The organism is Spirosoma flavum, assembly GCF_042686045.1.
In the GTDB taxonomy this organism is placed as follows: Bacteria; Bacteroidota; Bacteroidia; order Cytophagales; family Spirosomataceae; genus Spirosoma; species Spirosoma flavum.
Genome location: NZ_JBHUOM010000012.1, coordinates 227601 through 246856, shown reverse-complemented (window position 1 = coordinate 246856; position 19256 = coordinate 227601). Strand labels below are relative to the sequence as shown.

Sequence of the window (19256 nt, the reverse complement as noted above, 5' to 3'; positions counted from 1 at the left end):
TATTCCTGATAGAGTTTTTATATAATTCCGGGTGATGTTTACATAAGCCCGTGCCAGAAGCTCAGGCGTGCTCAAACAGTTCGTTAAGACTCTTCTCAAGATCAGCGATGGAGACAAAAATGTCTTCTTCTAAGGCGTACCGACTATTTCCCATCTTAATGTCGTGACAGTAAGCTGAATAGGTCATGTCCATTGCCTGAGATAAATACCGAAAATGGTCAATAACCATAGTTGACGAGAAAAGCTCAAAGAGATGAGTCCCCGGTTCACACCAAATAATATTGGTAAACGAAGCCCCATGCGGCCCCATAATAAATGACGCATTTTTGTAGATTGTCACCTGCTCCGCAACTGATCTGGGTTTATCCTCAATAATTATGAAGTTGTATTTCTCCAGCAGGGTAATCAGATTGGCTTCATTCGCTACCCGGCGACGGCCCGCCCGGCTTATGTAAATCCGGTTAAATTCAGTTCGTTGAGGTTTCAACACCTTTTCTACCAGCTTTTTTAGGGCCATAATATCAGCCGGGTTTGGATAAAACCAGTGACCACTGTTGCCAAGTATGCACCGATTAAAGCGAATCTCATGAAGGCGGCTATCAAAAATACGGTTTTGCTCAAAGCCAATTAACGCCAGATACTCTTGCTCGTAGGCCGTTTTAAAGAGCGGATAAGACAAAACAGCCTCGGAAAAAACATCTTCTGGCAACGACTCTCTGATTCGACATAGTTTTGCTGCGACAAGAATGACAAAGTCATAATATCCACCGAAGGAAATGCCATCTAAATAATGAGACCAGGGAGCAATGACTATATGGTGTTCGGAAACGGTTCGCTTTCCTGCTGTCAGGAAATTTTTTACTACATGATGACTCTCAAAGTCTGTGCAAAGAACCTTCGTGTCGACCAGGATTCCCCCATATGGCAACTGCTTAATATTGGTTGTGTTAGGAACATAATTCCAGACATTGCTTTGATGAGTTACCGCGCCCGTTGGTCTGAAAATAAGCCTTGCCGAATTAGCGTGATTTTGGACGTTGGGCATCACACGATGGGTCTTCGGGCTGCTCTTCATTAAGTAGGGCTCCAGATAATCTTCCGTTTGCTCTTTAGTCAATAAATTGACACCAAACTGTTTCAGAAGTAGCTGAATCAGTTTTCTGAGAACATCCTTAATAACCGTAAAAAAAGTCTGCACTGGCTACGTGATTTAATAAAGGTTGAATTAATTCAGTTTCCTGTGATAACTGAAGCTTTCGCTACGCTGCAGGGAGCCTTTGACTACATTAAATCGCGTCGAGATTCCGCCGTTCTACCTGCGTTGATTTCCTGAACTGCCCCGGTGTTTGGCCCATTACCTGACGAAATTGGTTGGAGAGATGCTGCACGCTACTGTAACTTAACCGCCACGCAATTTCGCTAAGCGTCAGTTCGTCGTAACGCAGCCACTCTTTTACTTTTTCGATTTTGAGAGCGATAATGTACTTTTCCAGCGTTTGCCCTTCGCTAGCCGAAAATAACCCACTCAAATATGAGTATTCATAGCCTAATTTCCGCTCCAGAAACGTAGAATAATTCTCAGTCGCGAGTCGTTCCGCTTTCAGATGTTGGATTTCATTAATAAGCAACACTTTTATATGTTCTACCAATGACTGTTTTTTGTCGTCAATTAAATCGAACCCGTTGATCTGCAACATGTGCCGGACATCGTCGAGCGTAACCGTTGGGGGTAGCGAATCAATATCAACCTCGCCCAACTCAACCCGACTAACCGTCAGACCCAGTTTTTCGAGTTCTTCGCGTACAACGCGCTTGCAGCGATCGCACACCATATTTCGGATGAGTAGTGTCATCAGTTTACTGGTTTAAAACGGAATCCCATGTATACCATACGACCCGTAATTGGGCCCCATACCTGCGATCCCGCATCGAAACGTGGCCCAAAAGGATCATTGGCCGCCACGATTGGGTTTAGCTGCCGAAAGCCAGTTAAGTTTTCGCCCCCCAAATAAATTTCCCAACCTGATCGAAACGCCCGGCTTACCTGTGCGTTGAGATTATAAAATCCCGGCGAAAATTCAGTTGGCATATTTTGGTAGCTGGAATGAACGTATCCCTCACGCAGGTACGGAATCCGACGGGGACCGTTCCATTGCAGTGTCGCATCAAATTTCCATTTGTCGAAGGGTAGGGCATACCCCGCATTGAGCAAAACCCGGTCGCGGCTAACCATCATTTTAGGCAATAATCGCTCCTCGCCAAATGGCCCGCCCATGCTCTGCTGCACATCGAACAGTCGATAAGCCGCCTTTAGCTCAAATCGTTTGGCAGGTTGCACATTCAATTCAGCCTGAAAGCTGTTGGCAAATGACCGACCACCCGCCAGATTGTAGAAATGCAACTCACCCGGATGTTCAACATCAACAATGAGTTGGTTTTGAAAAGTAGTCCGGTGATAATCCATGACAAGCGACGCTTTTTTACCCAATAGGTCAAAATCTTTGGTCAGGCTTAACCCATAATTCCAGGATATTTCGGGACGTAAAATCTGACCAGACGCCGAGCCGTCAAGAAATACAGCTCTTGAGCTAACCAGGTAACCGAAGTTCTCCGCAAAAGGGTTCGGCACCCGAAAACCGCGTCCGGCTGAAGCCCGTAGCGCAAGGGTCTGACTAAGGTTATATTTGAGGTGCGCCCGTGGCGTCCATTGCGGGCCAAACAAATTGTGATAGTCAAATCGCCCACCCAGCACCAGTGTCAATTTTTCGGGATACGTGTAGGTGTATTCAGCAAAAACACCCGGCACCGACTCTGTACGGCTTGTTTGCAGCGCCCCTAACTGTTCCCGATAATCATCCAGCAGGTAGCTGATTCCCGCTTTATAGGCATGGTTGGTATTACCAAGTATAGACTGGTAAATCAGGTTAGCATAGAAGGTCCGCTGCTGTCCCGAATAAGGCCGATACCCAAAGTTGGCTGTTTGCTCATGGTGGAGACCATTCAAAATCAGGCCCAATCCCTTGTAGGGCTTATCGGGGTACAGTTTTGCCGTTTTCGAGAAAAATTCCAGACGTTTTGTCGTGTTCCCGAACTGATAACGCGATTCCCCAAATCTTGCTAACTGCCCTCCATCGCGGTCTTCGTAAAGAGCTTTTACCCCAAACTGTGCCATAAACCGATCCGAACTATATTTATAACGATTTATAACATTGACTTGTGTATAGAGTGGAAGGTCACGAAAGCCATCATTATTTTGGTCAATTTCAGTGCGCAGCGTACTTACATGACCCAGAACGCCCACGCTCCATTTTGGATCAGGTAAACTCGTTTGGGCTTGACCAGTCTTTTTTGCATCCAGCGATTTCGACCAGTTAATATTACCCTCCAAACGGCCAAAACTATTGACATACGCGTTTAGGAAAAGTTTTTGCTTATCATCGGGTTTCTGAAGTTCAATGTTCATCTGGCCGCTCATGGATTCGTAGCCGTTTACAACCGACCCTGCGCCTTTCCCAACATCAATGCTCGTAATCCAGGTGCCGGGGATATAATTTAGTCCGAAGGTCGTGGCTAGCCCGCGTACGGTTGGGATGTTCTCGACGTTCGTCTGAACATACTGCCCACCCAACCCCAGAAACTGAATCTGCTTCGCGCCGGTAACGGCATCACTATACGACACACTCACTGAGGCATTAGTTTCAAAGCTTTCAGACAGGTTACAGCAAGCCGCTTTTGCCAGTGTGCGCTGGTTAATAAATTCGGTCTGGATGGGATTAATCCGGTCAATCTGACCCGGCGCACCCGACACTGTCACCTCTTGTAAGGTACGGTCGGGCCGAAGTAGTACAATTAATTCTGCTGATGGTGTAGCGACTGTTAGTGTATCGGGTTGATAGCCAACATAACTAATTATCAGTTGGTTTTGGGTAGAGTGGGCCGGTAGTTGAAAGCGTCCTGTCGAATCCGTGACGGTACCCTGGGCCGTACCCGCCCATAATACCGTAGCACCCGCTAACGGCACGCGCTTGCCGCTAACAGTTTCGCCAACGTTGCCCCGAACTATTATTGGTTTTCCGACAATAGTTGAATCGGATTGTATCAGTGTAGGAGTTGCCATAGCAAACTGGCCTGACCATAGCCCGCTGACAAGCAGACTACTCCATAAAAAAATAAATCGCATGAGTTCGTTGATTGATAAAAATGAACGTAGACAAAACCCGTGTCGTGTTCGATCACCGGCTAGCTAAAATCAATCAACGTATCAAATAAGAAGGCTATGAACGAGCGTTAAGATGTCGCGCCCGGAAAGCGAGGGGGGAGATGAAAAGGCCGAAACAGATGATACGCGTTCGGCAAAAATTACGTCGATAAGCCATACCATCACGGTCATAACACCTGTTACAAACGCTTCGGTTACAGATTTGACAAGCTTGGCAACGAACTGACTCAGCGACGACGATATATCGACATTCTCGTAGCGCTGGTCGTCCTGACAGCAGTCGGTCTTTTTAAAAACCGTTTGTTGCTGTGACATAGGCAGTCTACTACTCGCACAACCCTGTGGTTTCACCTCACTGAAGGCAACAACCATTGTTTTTTTCTTGCCGCGCATCTGGCACGAGTGTTCCACCAAACCAAAGCCGGTACTGCTTAGCAGCACAACGCAGGTCATTAACAGGTTGAACAATTGGAACAGAGAGCGTTTCATAGGGGACAAATATCCGAATCAAAAAAATTCGGCGCAAGTATTGTTGAGTTAAAGGCCGGAATTATGTAAAATAAGAATGCCATTCTATAAAAGGATGGCATTCAAAGGGCAAGAGTATCGTTAGACAGTTTCCGGTTCGGGGCTCAGCACCTCGCTGAGGGGGCGCAAGTTTCGTTGCGCTTCTTCGTTGAAGGGGAATATATCCAGAATCTTCGTTGTATTAACATCCGTGATTTCAAACGGGTCAAGGGCTGTTTTCAGGCTAACCTCTACACGCTCATAAGCTTCTTTAGGAGTCTCGGCGTTAACGAGCATCATACTCGGCGTTTTCTTCTGCTTACCCGTTTTTTCATCGTCAGTAATGAACATCGCCTTTACTTTGAACCACGTTTCACCTGCTAATCCACCCTGACTGTCTTCGTTGTAAAATACATCGGCTAATTGCATACGCGAAATGTTCGTAATCTCAAAATCGGGTGTGTTAGCAGCGATTTCCTGATACAGACGAGCTTCGGCATCGGTGTAGCTAACGGCATCCACTAAATAGGCTTCCGTTACCGTTTTTTGCTTGATAAATTCTTCATTCCGGGTGCCGACATTCGAGTCGTCGATAGGCTGCTGATAGCGGATTTTCCCAAGAAACCAGTTAGGCATTTTAACGAGTTTTAGTACAAAAATAGAACAAAAATGAGGGCGCAAAGGTGCGTAAATAATAATAAATTATGAGTGATAAATGATGAATAAAAAGCTACTGAAACATCATTCATCATTCATGATTTATCATTGATTTCATTCCTTCTTACTCGCGCTATTTGCCAGCCTGATAGTCTGTCCAATCGTATCCCATTGGTCGGTAGTTACGTTTTCCAGATGGCTAAATTCACCCGCCATCAGCACTTCGCCCCCATCAATAGTAATGCTTTCGCCGGTGATATAACTGGAATAGTCGGATAGCAAAAAGGCCGCCAGATTGGCTAATTCACCATGTTCGCCCACACGGTGGAGCGGAATCCGGCTTGTTGGATCCATCATACTCGCCAACGGTTCGGGAAAGAGCCGGTCCCAGGCACCTTTTGTTGGGAACGGACCGGGTGCAATGGCGTTAAGCCGGATACCATATTTCCCCCACTCAGCTGCCAGTGATTTAGTCATAATAAGCGCACCACCCTTAGCCACTGCCGAGGGCACTACGTAGCCCGAACCAGTTGTGGCGTAGGTGGTCGAAATATTCAGTACCGTACCGGGAATTTTATTCTCAATCCAGTACTTGCCCGCTGCCAGTGTGAAGTAATAAGTGCCTCGTAAAACGATGTCCACAATCGTGTCGAACGCTTTATACGACAGCCGCTCGGTAGGGCTGATGAAGTTCCCGGCTGAGTTATTTAGTAAACCGTTAAGTTGACCAAATCGCTCAAGCGTCTGGGCAATTACATGTTCAATTTCCAGTGGATTACGAACGTCGCAGGCTACGGCCAGAACCTGACCGTTTGTCTCCTCCATCAATTCTGTAGCCGTTGCATCCAATACAGCCTGTCGGCGACTGCAAATGGTGACGTTAGCCCCAAGTTGGAGTAGATACCGGCTAATAGACTTGCCAAGTCCGGTACCGCCACCTGTTACAATAATAGTTTTACCTTTTAGCGCGTCGTCGCGCAGCATTCCGGTTGCATTCATACAGATAGCAAAACAGTATTCTGTTGGTTGGTTTAGGTGATAATCAGTAGCTATTTGGTAACGCGTAGCTAGTTGCCGGTGACCGCCGGAGCCTAACTATACTGTCTACAAAAAGTCAATATCCTCGATTTGTTTTCTTGTTAAACTCTGCTTTGCGTTTTTCCATAGTAGCCTGCACGGCTTCGCTAAAATCGTTGGATTGCAATTGGCTTGAGTTCCAGACCGCTACGTATTGCAAGCCATCCTCAATAGATTTATTCAGGCTGTAATTCAGGACACGTTTAGCTCCCTGAACGGCCGTAGCGGGGTTATCGGCAATCTGGCGGGCCAGTGTTGCGGCAGCTTCGAAGAGCTGTTCGGGTGTATCATATACATGATTGACAAGGCCAATTCGTTCGGCAAAAGCTGCATCATAATCAGCCCCGGTGAAGGCCATTTCGCGGGTGAAGCCCTGCCCGATAATCGTCGGTAGAAACTGTAGGCCGCCAATGTCGGGCGTAATGGCAAGTTTGGCTTCGCGCAGACTAAATTTGGCCTCACGGGAGCAAAGCCGAATGTCAGCAGCGGCAATCATATTAACCCCCCCGCCAATACACCAGCCATGTATGGCTGCAATGACTGGTTTAGACGACTCGTGCATCTTCTGGAAACCCAATTGCATCTGCCGAATCTGCGCCATGAGATCAACTCGCTGGTGCGCCAGTACGGTTCCGGTGGTCATACTGCCTAAACGGGGCATCATCTGTGGGAGATTAAGGCCGTAGCTGAAATGGTCGCCACTACCCCGGAAAACGATGCACCTAGTGTCGGGCATCCGGTTGATTTCGTCCATTGCGTTGGGTAATTCTTCCCAAAACTCCGGTCCCATTGCGTTTCCTTTGCCGGGGCCGAGCAGCGAAACGGTCATTACTCCATTGTCCTGCTCGAATGATAAAGACTGATACGTTTGGTTCATGGCCTATAGTATGCTTGCATACGAATTGTTAAAAGTAGCGGACAGGATGCTATTTCTGTAACTTATAGAGAAAATAGTTGCCGAAATAAGTAATTAATTTGAGTCATCCTGATTATATCGATTCCTTTTTGAGTAGAAGGTTTTAGCAAGCACTTATTCATCAACTTTCTTTTGACTCCTGCTGTTTTGATTGAGAGTCTGACCAAATTAGTCTTTAACGAACCTCCTATGCATTTCGATACCCTCGCCCTCCGAGCTACCCATCAGTCCGACCCCCTAACTGGGGCGGTGGTACCACCCATTCACTTGTCAACTACGTTTGCCCGAAACGAAGCCAATGAGCTGCCCGCAAACTATATGTACACCCGCCCTAACAACCCAACCCGCGAAGCCCTGGAAAAAGCGATTGCTTTACTTGAAGGCGGGGCCATTGGTATGGCGTTTGGGTCAGGGCAGGCGGCTGCGATGACGCTTTTTCAGGCTCTGCGACCCGGTGACCATGTGCTGCTGTCAACTGATGCCTACCACGGGACGCCCGCCCTCCTGGAACAGGTATTTCATCCCTGGGGGTTGACGTATACCCGCGTAGATATGAGTGATCTCGACGCGGTGGAGTCGTCTCTTCATGAAAATACCCGTGTTGTCTGGTGCGAGACGCCATCCAATCCAATGCTAACAATAACGGATTTGCTGACCGTGAGTCGATTAGCCCACGAAGTTGGCGCAATTTGCGTATGCGACAATACATGGGCGACTCCTGTACTTCAACGGCCACTCGACTTCAACTGCGATGTAGTCATGCACTCGACAACCAAATACTTTAGCGGCCATTCTGACGTACTGGGCGGAGCTTTAGTGTTCAAACGAGACGATGAGTTTACGCAGCGCGTTCGGCTGTTACAGGGATTGTCGGGCGCTGTTCCCTCACCCTTCGATTGCTGGTTAGTAAGCCGCGGCATCAAAACGCTCGGGGTACGGGTACGAGCACAAAGTCTTACAGCACAGACTATTGCCGAATTTCTGGATGGCCATCCTGCGGTGGAGAAAGTACACTATCCTGGCTTGTCTAATCACCCTGACCGGGCTATTATTCAGCAGCAAATGAACGGGCCAGGGGCCATGTTATCCGTGCAGGTTAAGGGTGGAGAAGCCGAGGCATTGAGATTTATTAGCCAGTTAACATTATTTGCACGGGCCACCAGCCTTGGAGGGGTAGAAAGTCTAATTGAACACCGGGCCAGCGTTGAAGGACCGAACTCGATAACGCCCAAGAACCTACTTCGTATATCAATTGGTCTGGAGCACGCCGAAGATTTAATTGCCGATCTAGCACAGGCACTGACATACTAAAGTAGAGTAATGATACTTTTTGGCGTGACCATTGAATAAGCTTTATTGACCCAGATCAATGATAATAGTGCGAGGGATGGGGCTAATGTATTTCAGAAAACGTTGCTACTGTTTTTGTCCTCTTTTTGGAAACTAAAGACCAAATACGGGGGTTTCCTAACCATATTGACTGAGTTGAACACAATGAAAATCACGCTTATTTCTACCTCATCGCGCGAAAACAGCAATTCGCTACGCTTTGTCAGCTTCCTCCGGCACCTTTTAGCCGAAGAGGGTCAGCATGAGGTTTCGCTGGTAACCTTTGAGAATTACGACATTCCATTAGTCGGTCAGGGTTCTGTAAAGAAAGATACCCTGACGCCCTTTCAGGAAGAGTTGATTGGTGCCTGGGAAGCCGCTGATTTAGTGCTATTTGCCATGCCCGAATATAACTGGACAGCTCCTCCACAAGCGACTAACGCAATTCATCAGTTGGGCGGTCCAGCCTTCAAACACCTGTTCGACAACAAGGTTTTTGCGATGGTGGGTATTTCCAATGGGCGGGGTGGTCGTCAACCGGCATTAGACATGACGACGGTTGTCAACAAGATTATTAGCTTCACTACTAGTTACTCGATTGTATCGCCAAAGCTGTACGAGTCGCACGAGACCGATAAGAATTTAGATGAAAATGGTCATTTTATTGGTCACGAAGTTTATGATCGAACAGCACGGGCCTTTTTAGCCTATACGCTAACTGTGGCGCAGCGGTGGATAGGTACTGAGCAGTTGGTCGGAGAAGAGTAAAATCTCGTTTGGTATATTAATGATAAAAAGTTCGAAGTTTTGGCTTCGAACTTTTTTAGTTTACTCACTTCGAATCGAGTAAATAGTAAACCCCTTAAACAACATAAATGGTGAAACAGCGAATTGCCCAAATAGCCTTGGTCGTTGGTGAGTACGACGACGCTATTAAATTCTATACTGAAAAGCTTAATTTCACGCTGATTGAGGATACTCGTTTAAGTGAAACGAAAAGATGGGTTAGAATAGCCCCGCCCGGCTCAACGGACTGTTGCTTATTGCTGGCAAAAGCAGCTAACGAAGAGCAGCACAGTCGCGTGGGTAACCAGGCAGGAGGACGCGTTTTTCTCTTTCTCTACACAGATGATTTTTGGCGGGATTATACCGGAATGCTGGATAATCATATCAACTTTACCAAGATGCCGACCGAAGAAGAATACGGCACGGTAGCTGTCTTTGAGGACTTATACGGTAATTTGTGGGACTTAATAGAACCAAAAGCCAGCTAGCAAAAGGGGCACCTGGTGACTCCAACGGGGAGGTAAGCTATAGAGGTAGAGGAGTTAGGTTGCGTTGACAGGTAAAATAGTGGTATCTGTAGGATACCACATAAACAAACCCGGCTCAGTTAATCGAGTACTTTTCGATTAACTGAGCCGGGTTTAGCTTTAACTTATTCACTTATAATGAGCCTACCTGTAAGGTCGAACTTCGTTTGTATTTACGCTACCTCGATCATCGAAACAGCTTTTGCTTCAAGCGTGCTTTCGCCCATGAGGTAGCAATCAGCAGCACGGGCGGCTTCCCGGCCTTCCGATATGGCCCAGACTACAAGCGATTGCCCCCGGCGCATATCGCCCGCTGAAAATACGTTCGGGTTGGTAGTCGTCTGGTAATTCGTCGCTTTCACATTGCCCCGCTCGTCGTATTCTAAGCCAAGATCGTCCAACAAACCGTTATGTTGTGGGTGTAAGAAACCAGCCGCTAATAAGGCCAGTTCACAGGGAATGTCACGCTCCGAACCGGGTAACTCGACCATCTGCATGCGACCGTTTTCGTTTTTCCAGGTCAGATCAACAATACGCATAGCTTTCAGATTGCCGTTCCCATCACTAACGAATTCTTTTGTGTTGATAGACCAATGCCGGTCACAACCTTCCTCGTGTGATGTGCTGGTGCGAAGCATCATCGGCCAGTTAGGCCAGGGCGTATTTTCCGCCCGATCTTTAGGCGGCATCGGCATCAATTCAATTTGTGTTACGCTAGTAGCTCCATGCCTATTCGATGTTCCAACACAGTCGGAACCTGTATCGCCACCACCAATAACGACAACGTTTTTGTTGGCTGCCCACAAATCACCATCAGCATATTTTTCACCCCGGTGATCAACCTCTACCGGCAAGTTAGCATTGCGCTTGTTCTGCTGACTCAGGAACTCCATAGCGGGATATATACCCTTAAGGTCACGTCCAGGAATCGGCAGATCACGCGGGACAGTTGAGCCGCCCGTGAGCATAATCAAATCGAACTGCTCCAGTAAATCATTGGCTTTTAGATCGACGCCAACATTAACGCTGGTTCGGAATATAATACCTTCCGCTTCCATGACAGCTAAACGGCGGTCGATGGTCCATTTTTCAAGTTTAAAATCGGGAATACCGTAGCGAAGTAAACCACCGATTTGGTCGGCCCGCTCGAAAACCGTTACGGTATGGCCAGCTTTATTCAGCTGAGTCGCAGCCGCTAGTCCGGCAGGCCCAGAACCTACTACAGCTATCCGTTTGCCCGTACGCTCTTTCGGCGGTTTAGGGATAATATAGCCGTGTTCAAAAGCCACTTCAGCGATTGATTTCTCGATGAATTCAATCGCAACGGGTGGTTTGTTGATGCCTAAGACACACGACGCTTCGCAGGGAGCAGGACAAATACGACCGGTAAACTCCGGAAAATTGTTGGTCGAAGCCAGAATTTCGTAAGCATAGGCCCAGTTCTGTTCATAAACCGCGTCGTTAAACTCGGGAATGATATTGCCTAGAGGGCAACCGCTATGGCAAAAGGGCGTACCGCAGTCCATACACCGCGCGGCCTGCCGTTGCGAATCCTGCTCCGAAAACTGGACTTCAATTTCCTTATAGTCATGAATCCGCTGCTGCGGGTCGCGCTTTTTGGGTAGTTCGCGCGTAAATTCTAAAAATCCGGTAGGTTTTCCCATAGTATTTCGCAGTTACCCCTGCGTCACATCCACTGTTATGTCCTGATAAACAATGCTTTTGTCGCGAATCTGATCGGCCAGCGTGATGCCCCGTCCGGCTAACGCCTTACTGAAATCACCGGGCATTACCTTCACAAACTGACCAATATGTTTGTCCCAGTCCTGAATCAGGTTTAGGGCTACATTGCTGGTCGTGTACTGGAAATGCTTCTCGACATATTCCCGAATTATGCCCTGATCTTCGTCGGTAAGGCTCTCTAGATTCACCATCTCAGGGTTAACTTTAGAGGCAAACGTACCGTCCTGATCATAGACATAAGCGACACCACCCGACATGCCAGCCGCAAAGTTGCGACCCGTTTGTCCCAGAATGATGACTAGCCCACCGGTCATATACTCAAGTCCGTGGTCACCCACCCCCTCAACAACGACTTTTGCCCCCGAGTTGCGAACGCAGAACCGCTCACCCGCCATACCCCGGATAAAGGCTTCGCCCGACGTTGCGCCATAGAATGACACGTTGCCAACGATGCTATTTTCTTCTGGCTTAAACTGGGCTACCCGGTCAGGATAGACAATTAGTTGCGCACCACAAAGACCCTTGCCAAAGTAGTCGTTGGCGTCACCTTCGAGTTCAAGTTTAATACCACTTGTGCTGAACGCACCAAAGCTCTGACCAGCCGTACCCCGCAGTTTAACGTGAATCGTACTATCAGGTAACCCCGGTCCACCGTACACTTTTGAGATCTCATTGGACAGCATTGTGCCTATGCTTCGATCAATGTTTTGTACGGTGAATTCACCATAGACCGACTCGCCGGAGGCTAATGCCGGTTGAGCGATCTCAATAAGTTTCCGGTCGAGAACGTCGTCTAAGTGGTGATTCTGTTCTTCCTGCTTATACAGTGCCACGTCAAGGTTAGTTGGCTCTTTATACAGCAAAGCATTCAGGTTGATTTTTTTGTATTTCCAGTGGGGCAGATTGTCGCGAAGTTCGAGCATTTGTGCCTGTCCAACCATCTCGTTGATCGTACGAAAGCCTAACTCTGCCATGATCTCGCGCAGTTCCATTGCCAGGAAGGTGAACATGTTTACCACATGTTCGGGCTTACCCGTAAAGAGCGCGCGCAGTTCTTTATTCTGCGTTGCCACCCCCACCGGACAGGTATTCAGGTGACATTTGCGCATCATAATACAACCCGTAGCGACCAGCGCGGCTGTGGCGACGCCAAATTCTTCGGCACCGAGCAAAGCAGCAATAGCCAAATCACGACCCGTACGCATTTGCCCATCGGCCTGCACGGTTACGCGACCACGGAGTTTATTTTTGACTAAGGTTTGGTGTGCCTCCGCCAAGCCCAATTCCCACGGTAAACCCGCGTGCCGAATTGAGGAGAGGGGAGAAGCTCCCGTACCGCCATCATGGCCCGAAATCAGGATGTGGTCGGCATGAGCTTTGGCAACGCCCGTAGCAATGGTACCAACACCAGCCTCCGACACTAACTTGACGCTAATTCGGGCAGCCCGGTTCGCGTTTTTAAGGTCAGAGATTAGTTGCGCCAAATCTTCAATCGAATAAATGTCGTGGTGGGGCGGGGGCGAAATCAGGCCCACACCGGGCGTAGAGTGACGCGTCCGACCAATCCAGTCATCTACTTTAAAACCAGGCAATTGGCCTCCTTCGCCGGGTTTGGCACCCTGCGCCATTTTTATTTGTAGTTCCCGGGCATTGGTCAGATAGTAACTCGTTACACCAAACCGGCCCGAGGCCACTTGTTTAATGGCCGAGTTCATACTATCACCGTTTGCGAGCGGGGTGAAGCGCAACTCATCTTCGCCACCCTCGCCGGAGTTGCTCTTCCCGCCAATGCGGTTCATGGCAATGGCTAAAGTCGTATGAGCTTCCCACGAAATAGAGCCGAACGACATAGCACCCGTTGCAAAGCGTTTGAAGATGCTTTCAATGGATTCAACTTCGTCCAGTGGGACAGAGGTCCCTTTCTTAAACTTCAGCAGACCGCGCAGTGTAATTGCTTTCTGCGTCTGATCGTCAATGAGTTTTGAATATTTTTTGAAAATAGAATAATCGTTTTTCTTCGTAGCCTGTTGCAGCAGATGAATGGTGTCAGGATTGAAAATGTGTTTCTCTCCCCGCTGTTTCCACTGGTAAATACCACCTACTTCCAGACGTGGCGCTGATATTGGCATGTCCGGGAATGCCACTGAATGACGCACCAGAATTTCGCGGGCAATCTCGTCAAGACCCATACCACTAATGCGCGATATAGTACCTGTAAAGTACCGGCTCACTACCTCTTCGTTCAGACCGAGGCATTCGAAAATCATGGCTCCCTGATACGATTGCAGGGTGGAGATACCCATCTTCGAGAAGATTTTAAGCAACTCGCCATCTACTGCCTTGATGTAGTTTTTGAAGAGTTTGTCAAGGTCGTAATCTACCTGCAACAGCCCTTTTTCCTTCATGTTGGCAATCGTTTCGAAAGCCATATAGGGGTTCACACCCGATGCGCCGTAGCCAATGAGCGTGGCGACATGGTGTGTTTCCCAAACGTCACCCGCTTCAACCACAATCCCAACCTTACCGCGTAAACCTTGCCGGATGAGGTAGTGGTGGATGGCCGATGTAGACAGCAATGACGGAATTGGTGCATGACTGGAATCTATTGCCCGGTCTGACAGTACCAGAATCGAATACCCATCCTGAATAGCATCTTCGGCGTAGCGGCAAATTCGGTCAAGGGCGCGTTCAAGCGACCTACCCTGACCATCTGCCGTAAACAGGCAGTTAATGGTTTTAGCCTGGAAATTTGGCTTGTCGATAAAGCGCAGTTTGTCGAATTCCTTTGTCGTCAATACCGGCTGATCAAGTTCAACCTGCCGACAATGTTTAGGTGATTCGCTCAGGAGGTTATACGTTGCGCCAACGAACGAAATAAGCGACATGATAGACCGTTCCCGAATCGAGTCGATTGGCGGGTTCGTCACCTGCGCGAATAACTGCTTAAAGTAGTGACTCAGGTGTTGGCTTTGCTCCGACAATACCGCTAATGGTACGTCGGTACCCATAGAGCCGAGAGCTTCTTTACCCGTCTCAACCATGGGAGCCAGAATCATCCGCAGGTCTTCAGACGTGAAGCCAAAGGCCTGTTGCATCCGCAGCAATTTCGCCGGGTCATACGGATTATACGTCCGAATGGGCGCTTCTAAATCCTGAATCCGAACTTTGTTCTCATCTAGCCATCCCTGATAAGGTTTCCGGGAACAAATTTCAGCTTTGATCTCTTCGTCCGATACAATACGCCCCTGTTCCATATCGACCAGAAACATCTTGCCCGGTTGCAAGCGCCCTTTCGACACCACCTTAGCAGGATCAATGTCCAGAACGCCAACTTCAGAGGCCATAATTACGACATCTTCATTGGTAACCCAGAAACGCGAAGGACGCAAGCCGTTACGGTCGAGGGTAGCCCCTACGATACGGCCGTCAGTAAACGAAATTGAGGCCGGACCATCCCAGGGTTCAATCAGAGCGGCATGAAATTCATAAAATGCCTTCCGCATGGGATCCATATGCTCGTTGCCATCCCACGCTTCGGGAACGAGCATCATCATGACGTGCGGCAACGACCGCCCACTCATAACCAGCAACTCAATGGCATTATCGAGGTTAGCCGAGTCGGATTGACGCTGATCGCAGATTGGCAACAGCATGTCCATCTCGTCTTTCGTAAAGTTGGCTGATTCGAGTAAACCCTCAGCCGCTTTCATCCAGTTTACGTTGCCGCGTACCGTATTAATCTCGCCATTGTGAGCAATATACCGGAACGGTTGTGCCAACTTCCAGGACGGAAATGTATTCGTCGAAAAGCGCGAATGCACGACACCAAGAGCCGATACGACCTCTTCGTTTTGAAGATCCGGGAAGTAAGGCTCCAGTTGCAGCGTCGTCAGCTGTCCTTTATACGTAATGGTCCGGCAGGAGAGCGACGAGAAATAGAAGGTATCAACACCCGCAATGGTTTCGTTGATAATGCGGGTACTGTAATTACGAAGAATATACAGTTTCCGCTCAAAATCTTCCGCGTTGGTGACGTCGGTTGGGCGTTTAATAAATACCTGCTCCATCTGCGGCTCCTCCGAACGCGATCCGTTTCCGAGGTCGCTGTTGTTGACCGGCACGACACGATAACAGAGAAGTTCCAGACCGATCTTTTTCATTTTCCGATTCAGGACAGCCCGGCATTCTTCGCGTAGCCATACATCTTTCGGAAAATAGACCATTCCCACGCCGTATTCGAGCGCAGGTGGCAGATGAACACCCAACTTACGGGTTTCATCCACAAAAAATTCGTGCGGAATTTGAATGAGCAACCCAGCTCCGTCGCCGGAGTTTGGCTCAGAGCCTACTGCACCCCGATGCTCCATCCGCCGAAGCATCTGGAGGGCATCTGCTACAATCTGGTGAGACTTGCGGCCTTTAATATGGGCCACAAAGCCGATACCGCAGTTGTCGTGTTCAAACTCAGGGCGGTAGAGTCCCGCCAATTGGTCAACCTGATCAGACATGGTCGTAACAGTGTTGGATAAGGCCGCTATTTTCAATAATCTGAATTAACAGAATTGCAAAAAACAGGGGCGGTTTTTAGGAAAATCTAAATTAACAAATAGCCTGGTGTATAATTAAATCGGAAGATAATTACCGGGCTGACGGGCGTTTGTGACAAAGTCACGCAATATACTACTAAAAAAATTTGGCAAAAACTGCTTTTGTCGAAATTTAAAAGTAAACGGCTTTAATTGTCAATTTCATTATAATTGTTCTTGAAAAATGCCAATTCGTTAGTCCTAAGAGAGTAAAAAAACCTGTTATGACCTACTTTTTGCACGTGAATTTATATAAGGATTTTAGGTTTAGTTGAGTAATTTTATTCAGGAATTACTTAAGTAAAATCATTGTTTTTCGTGCTTTATCACTTTGCCACCAATCATTACAAACTTAACCCGCTGTAACTCTGTAATATCGGTTAGTGGATCGCCTTTTACGGCGATAAGGTCGGCGAGTTTGCCCGCTTCCAGCGTACCCAAATCTATTTCTTTGCCCAGCATTTCGGCATTTACTTTAGTACCTGCCTGTATCGCCTGCATAGGTGTCATACCTAATTTGACCAGTTCGGCAAATTCCCGAGCGGGGAAGGCAGGAGGGAAGCCAATATTATCAGTACCCAAAGCTACTTTGACTCCTTTCCGAATAGCTAATGAGAGCATCTGACTCTTCGAGTTTTCGTCTTTGTCATGCTTCCCTAATTGAATTGCCTTGGCTAAGGCTTTGCTGTTAAGATAGCGTTCCTGGAAAAACAAGCCAACGGCCAGCGTCGGCACAAGGTACGTTCCATGTTGAAGCATAAGGTCAATGCCTTCCTCATCCAGATAGGAAGCATGCTCAATAGAACGGACTCCAGCCTTAACTGCCATTTTTATGCCTTCTGTAGCATGAGCATGGGCCATGACCGGTTTGTGTCGCCGGTTGGCTTCATCCATGACTGCTTTCAATTCTTCCGAACTGAAATGCACATCTTGCGGATTGTCGCCGACAGTCATAAACGCGCCCGTCACTAATATTTTAATCCAGTCGCTACCATGTTTTATTTCTTCCCGGACGGCTTTTTGCATTTCGTCAGGGCCGTTTGCCACAAGGCCGTCGGCAATGATTGGCTGCTCGTAGGATAGAAAATTAATGTCGCCCCCTCCGCCCGTTACGGATATATAATGTCCTGCCCCGAAAATATGGGGGCCCACAAATAACCCTTTATTAATAGCATTGCGAATGTCAAATTGGGCATACCCTACATCGGCATCTCCGGCAATTCGTAGAGCAGTCCAGCCAGCCAGCAGCAAATCCTGCATGTGTTTTAATCCTTCCAGCGCTTTCTGGGCCGACGACCTCCGCAAATGATCGACCTGATAATCGTCTTTGTCAATAAATGGATGAACGTGGGCATCAATCAAACCGGGAAGAACGGTGTAATCGCCGAGATCTGTGACAGTAGCCTCTCTAGGGATAATGTCTCTACCGCCTACCGCAATAATTCGGTCGGCTTCCATAACGATAGCTGCGTTTTGAAAGACTTTCCCTGTACCATCGATTAACCGTTTACAAACAAGGGCGGTCTTTTGCGCGAGTGCTCCCGTGCTTATTAAACCTACCAGGATAAACCATAGCCAGTAGTTCTTTAATCTCATAAACGAATTAGGATGAAAAGCACTCGTTATAGTTTATTGGATACTGAAGGCCGATAAGAAAGTTGTTTCGGACAAGTAATATAGACTAAATACCTGAAAATGTCTAAAAGGAGACGAACCTATTTTGCCCTATGGCAACAAGAGAACTGAGTAGCAGTAAGCAAAAATAGAGGAATGAAAGAAAAAGAAGCTACCTGGATGGTAAACAAAAAGCCGCTCAATTGAGCGGCTTTGGTCTTTATGTGATCCGGCTGGGATTCGAACCCAGGACCCATACATTAAAAGTGTATTGCTCTACCAGCTGAGCTACCAGATCGTTTCCCTGTTCAATAAGCAGTGTGCTCGTCGTTTGGGAATGCAAAAGTAGGGTTTTGCTTTTGTAAACGCAAGCGCAGCTTAAAAAAAAGTTAATTGTTGAGTAAGTTTTACGGCCTCGACAGCTTCACGAACGTCATGAACACGCAGTATAGAAGCACCTTTTAGGAGAGCCGCTGTATTCAAAACGGTAGTACCATTCAGTGCTTCTTCGGCCTTGATAGTCAGAGTTTTCCAGATGGTTGTCTTTCGTGAAAGTCCTATTAATAACGGCTCATTAAATAGATGGAAATCATCTAAATGGCTTAGTAAGTCAAAATTTTGTTTTGGTGTCTTGGCAAAGCCAAAACCGGGGTCGAGAATGACATCTTTTAGCCCTAACGCCCGTAATTCAACTAATCGGATGGCTAATTCATCGATTACGTCGGTCACCACATTCTTATAGGTAGTCAGCGACTGCATCGTTTGGGGCGTGCCGCGCATGTGCATCAATATATATGGAATAGACATGTATTTGCTCAAGTCGGCAACGGTAGTGAACATGGCTGAGTCGAGGGTTCCGCCTGATACATCGTTAATTATTGACGCTCCCGATTCAATGGCTTGTCGTGCCACCGATGCCCGGAATGTATCAATCGATATCAATGCATCTGGGAAACTATCTAAAATGGCTTCGACAACGGGCAGTACCCGGTCGGCTTCTTGAATTGGGCTGACCTCAATGGCACCGGGCCGGGTCGAATAGCCGCCAATATCTAAAAAAGTTGCCCCTTCAGCCAGCATTTTCTCGGCCGTAGAAACGGTCTTGTCAAGCGATACGCGGCTATCAGCGAAGAATGAATCGGGGGTGATGTTCAAAATTCCCATCACGGCGGGCTGTGCTAAATCGACCAGCCGCCCCCGGCAGTTCAGTGTTTTTTTCGTAGCTTTCGGAATCAAAATTGTCGTAAGTCTGTACGGGGCCGCCCGTGCGGTAGTAAGTCAGAAGTGGCTTGCGT

At 47.8% G+C, this 19256-nt stretch carries 14 protein-coding genes and 1 tRNA gene; 3 read left to right on the top strand and 12 right to left on the bottom strand.

Going from position 1 to position 19256, the window contains the following annotated elements:
- Positions 1 to 61: 61 nt before the first annotated feature.
- The 7 genes from ACFS25_RS15840 to ACFS25_RS15810 form a co-directional block, all read right to left on the bottom strand.
- On the bottom strand, positions 62 to 1198 hold the full coding sequence (locus ACFS25_RS15840) for a glycosyltransferase family 61 protein (protein ID WP_381502845.1): 1137 nt from the start codon (positions 1196 to 1198) through the stop codon (positions 62 to 64).
- A gap of 88 nt (positions 1199 to 1286) precedes the next feature.
- On the bottom strand, positions 1287 to 1853 hold the full coding sequence (locus ACFS25_RS15835; protein WP_381502842.1) for an AraC family transcriptional regulator: 567 nt from the start codon (positions 1851 to 1853) through the stop codon (positions 1287 to 1289).
- A complete protein-coding gene (locus ACFS25_RS15830) occupies positions 1853 to 4180 on the bottom strand; it encodes a TonB-dependent receptor (protein WP_381502840.1) in 2328 nt (775 codons plus the stop codon). The genes ACFS25_RS15835 and ACFS25_RS15830 overlap by 1 nt, the downstream gene beginning before the upstream one ends.
- A gap of 81 nt (positions 4181 to 4261) precedes the next feature.
- Positions 4262 to 4708 carry an HYC_CC_PP family protein gene (locus ACFS25_RS15825; RefSeq protein ID WP_381502837.1) on the bottom strand — a complete coding sequence of 149 codons (447 nt, stop codon included), beginning with the start codon at positions 4706 to 4708 and terminating at the stop codon, positions 4262 to 4264.
- A 120-nt stretch (positions 4709 to 4828) separates the two neighbouring features.
- Positions 4829 to 5362, bottom strand: coding sequence for a DUF4494 domain-containing protein (locus tag ACFS25_RS15820; protein WP_381502834.1), 534 nt, complete (start codon positions 5360 to 5362; stop codon positions 4829 to 4831).
- Positions 5363 to 5497: 135 nt separating this feature from the next.
- Positions 5498 to 6382 (bottom strand): SDR family oxidoreductase, encoded by an 885-nt coding sequence (locus tag ACFS25_RS15815; RefSeq protein ID WP_381502830.1) that lies wholly within the window; start codon positions 6380 to 6382, stop codon positions 5498 to 5500.
- Positions 6383 to 6497: 115 nt separating this feature from the next.
- Positions 6498 to 7337 (bottom strand): crotonase/enoyl-CoA hydratase family protein, encoded by an 840-nt coding sequence (locus tag ACFS25_RS15810; protein WP_381502825.1) that lies wholly within the window; start codon positions 7335 to 7337, stop codon positions 6498 to 6500.
- A 228-nt stretch (positions 7338 to 7565) separates the two neighbouring features.
- On the opposite strand from ACFS25_RS15810, the gene ACFS25_RS15805 reads away from it, so the two are divergent.
- The 3 genes from ACFS25_RS15805 (at position 7566) to ACFS25_RS15795 (ending at position 9979) form a co-directional block, all read left to right on the top strand.
- The gene (locus tag ACFS25_RS15805) at positions 7566 to 8687 is read left to right on the top strand and encodes a trans-sulfuration enzyme family protein (RefSeq protein WP_381502822.1); all 1122 of its coding nucleotides are present in this window, start codon (positions 7566 to 7568) and stop codon (positions 8685 to 8687) included.
- Positions 8688 to 8870: 183 nt separating this feature from the next.
- Positions 8871 to 9473 (top strand): NAD(P)H-dependent oxidoreductase, encoded by a 603-nt coding sequence (locus tag ACFS25_RS15800; RefSeq protein WP_381502819.1) that lies wholly within the window; start codon positions 8871 to 8873, stop codon positions 9471 to 9473.
- Positions 9474 to 9583: 110 nt separating this feature from the next.
- On the top strand, positions 9584 to 9979 hold the full coding sequence (locus ACFS25_RS15795) for a VOC family protein (protein WP_381503093.1): 396 nt from the start codon (positions 9584 to 9586) through the stop codon (positions 9977 to 9979).
- Positions 9980 to 10191: 212 nt separating this feature from the next.
- On the opposite strand, the gene ACFS25_RS15790 is transcribed toward ACFS25_RS15795, so the two are convergent.
- From ACFS25_RS15790 to folP, 5 genes are all read right to left on the bottom strand, one after another.
- Positions 10192 to 11682, bottom strand: a complete 1491-nt coding sequence (locus ACFS25_RS15790) for a glutamate synthase subunit beta (protein ID WP_381502816.1) — start codon at positions 11680 to 11682, stop codon at positions 10192 to 10194.
- 12 nt (positions 11683 to 11694) lie between these two features.
- Positions 11695 to 16269: a glutamate synthase large subunit gene (gene gltB / locus ACFS25_RS15785; protein WP_381502813.1), complete on the bottom strand. Its 4575-nt coding sequence runs from the start codon at positions 16267 to 16269 to the stop codon at positions 11695 to 11697.
- Between the two features lie 384 nt (positions 16270 to 16653).
- Complete coding sequence (locus tag ACFS25_RS15780) at positions 16654 to 17943, bottom strand: metal-dependent hydrolase family protein (protein WP_381502810.1); 1290 nt, start codon at positions 17941 to 17943, stop codon at positions 16654 to 16656.
- Positions 17944 to 18186: 243 nt separating this feature from the next.
- Positions 18187 to 18259, bottom strand: a tRNA-Lys gene (locus ACFS25_RS15775).
- Positions 18260 to 18339: 80 nt separating this feature from the next.
- Positions 18340 to 19194, bottom strand: coding sequence for a dihydropteroate synthase (gene folP / locus ACFS25_RS15770; RefSeq protein WP_381503091.1), 855 nt, complete (start codon positions 19192 to 19194; stop codon positions 18340 to 18342).
- Positions 19195 to 19256: the final 62 nt, after the last annotated feature.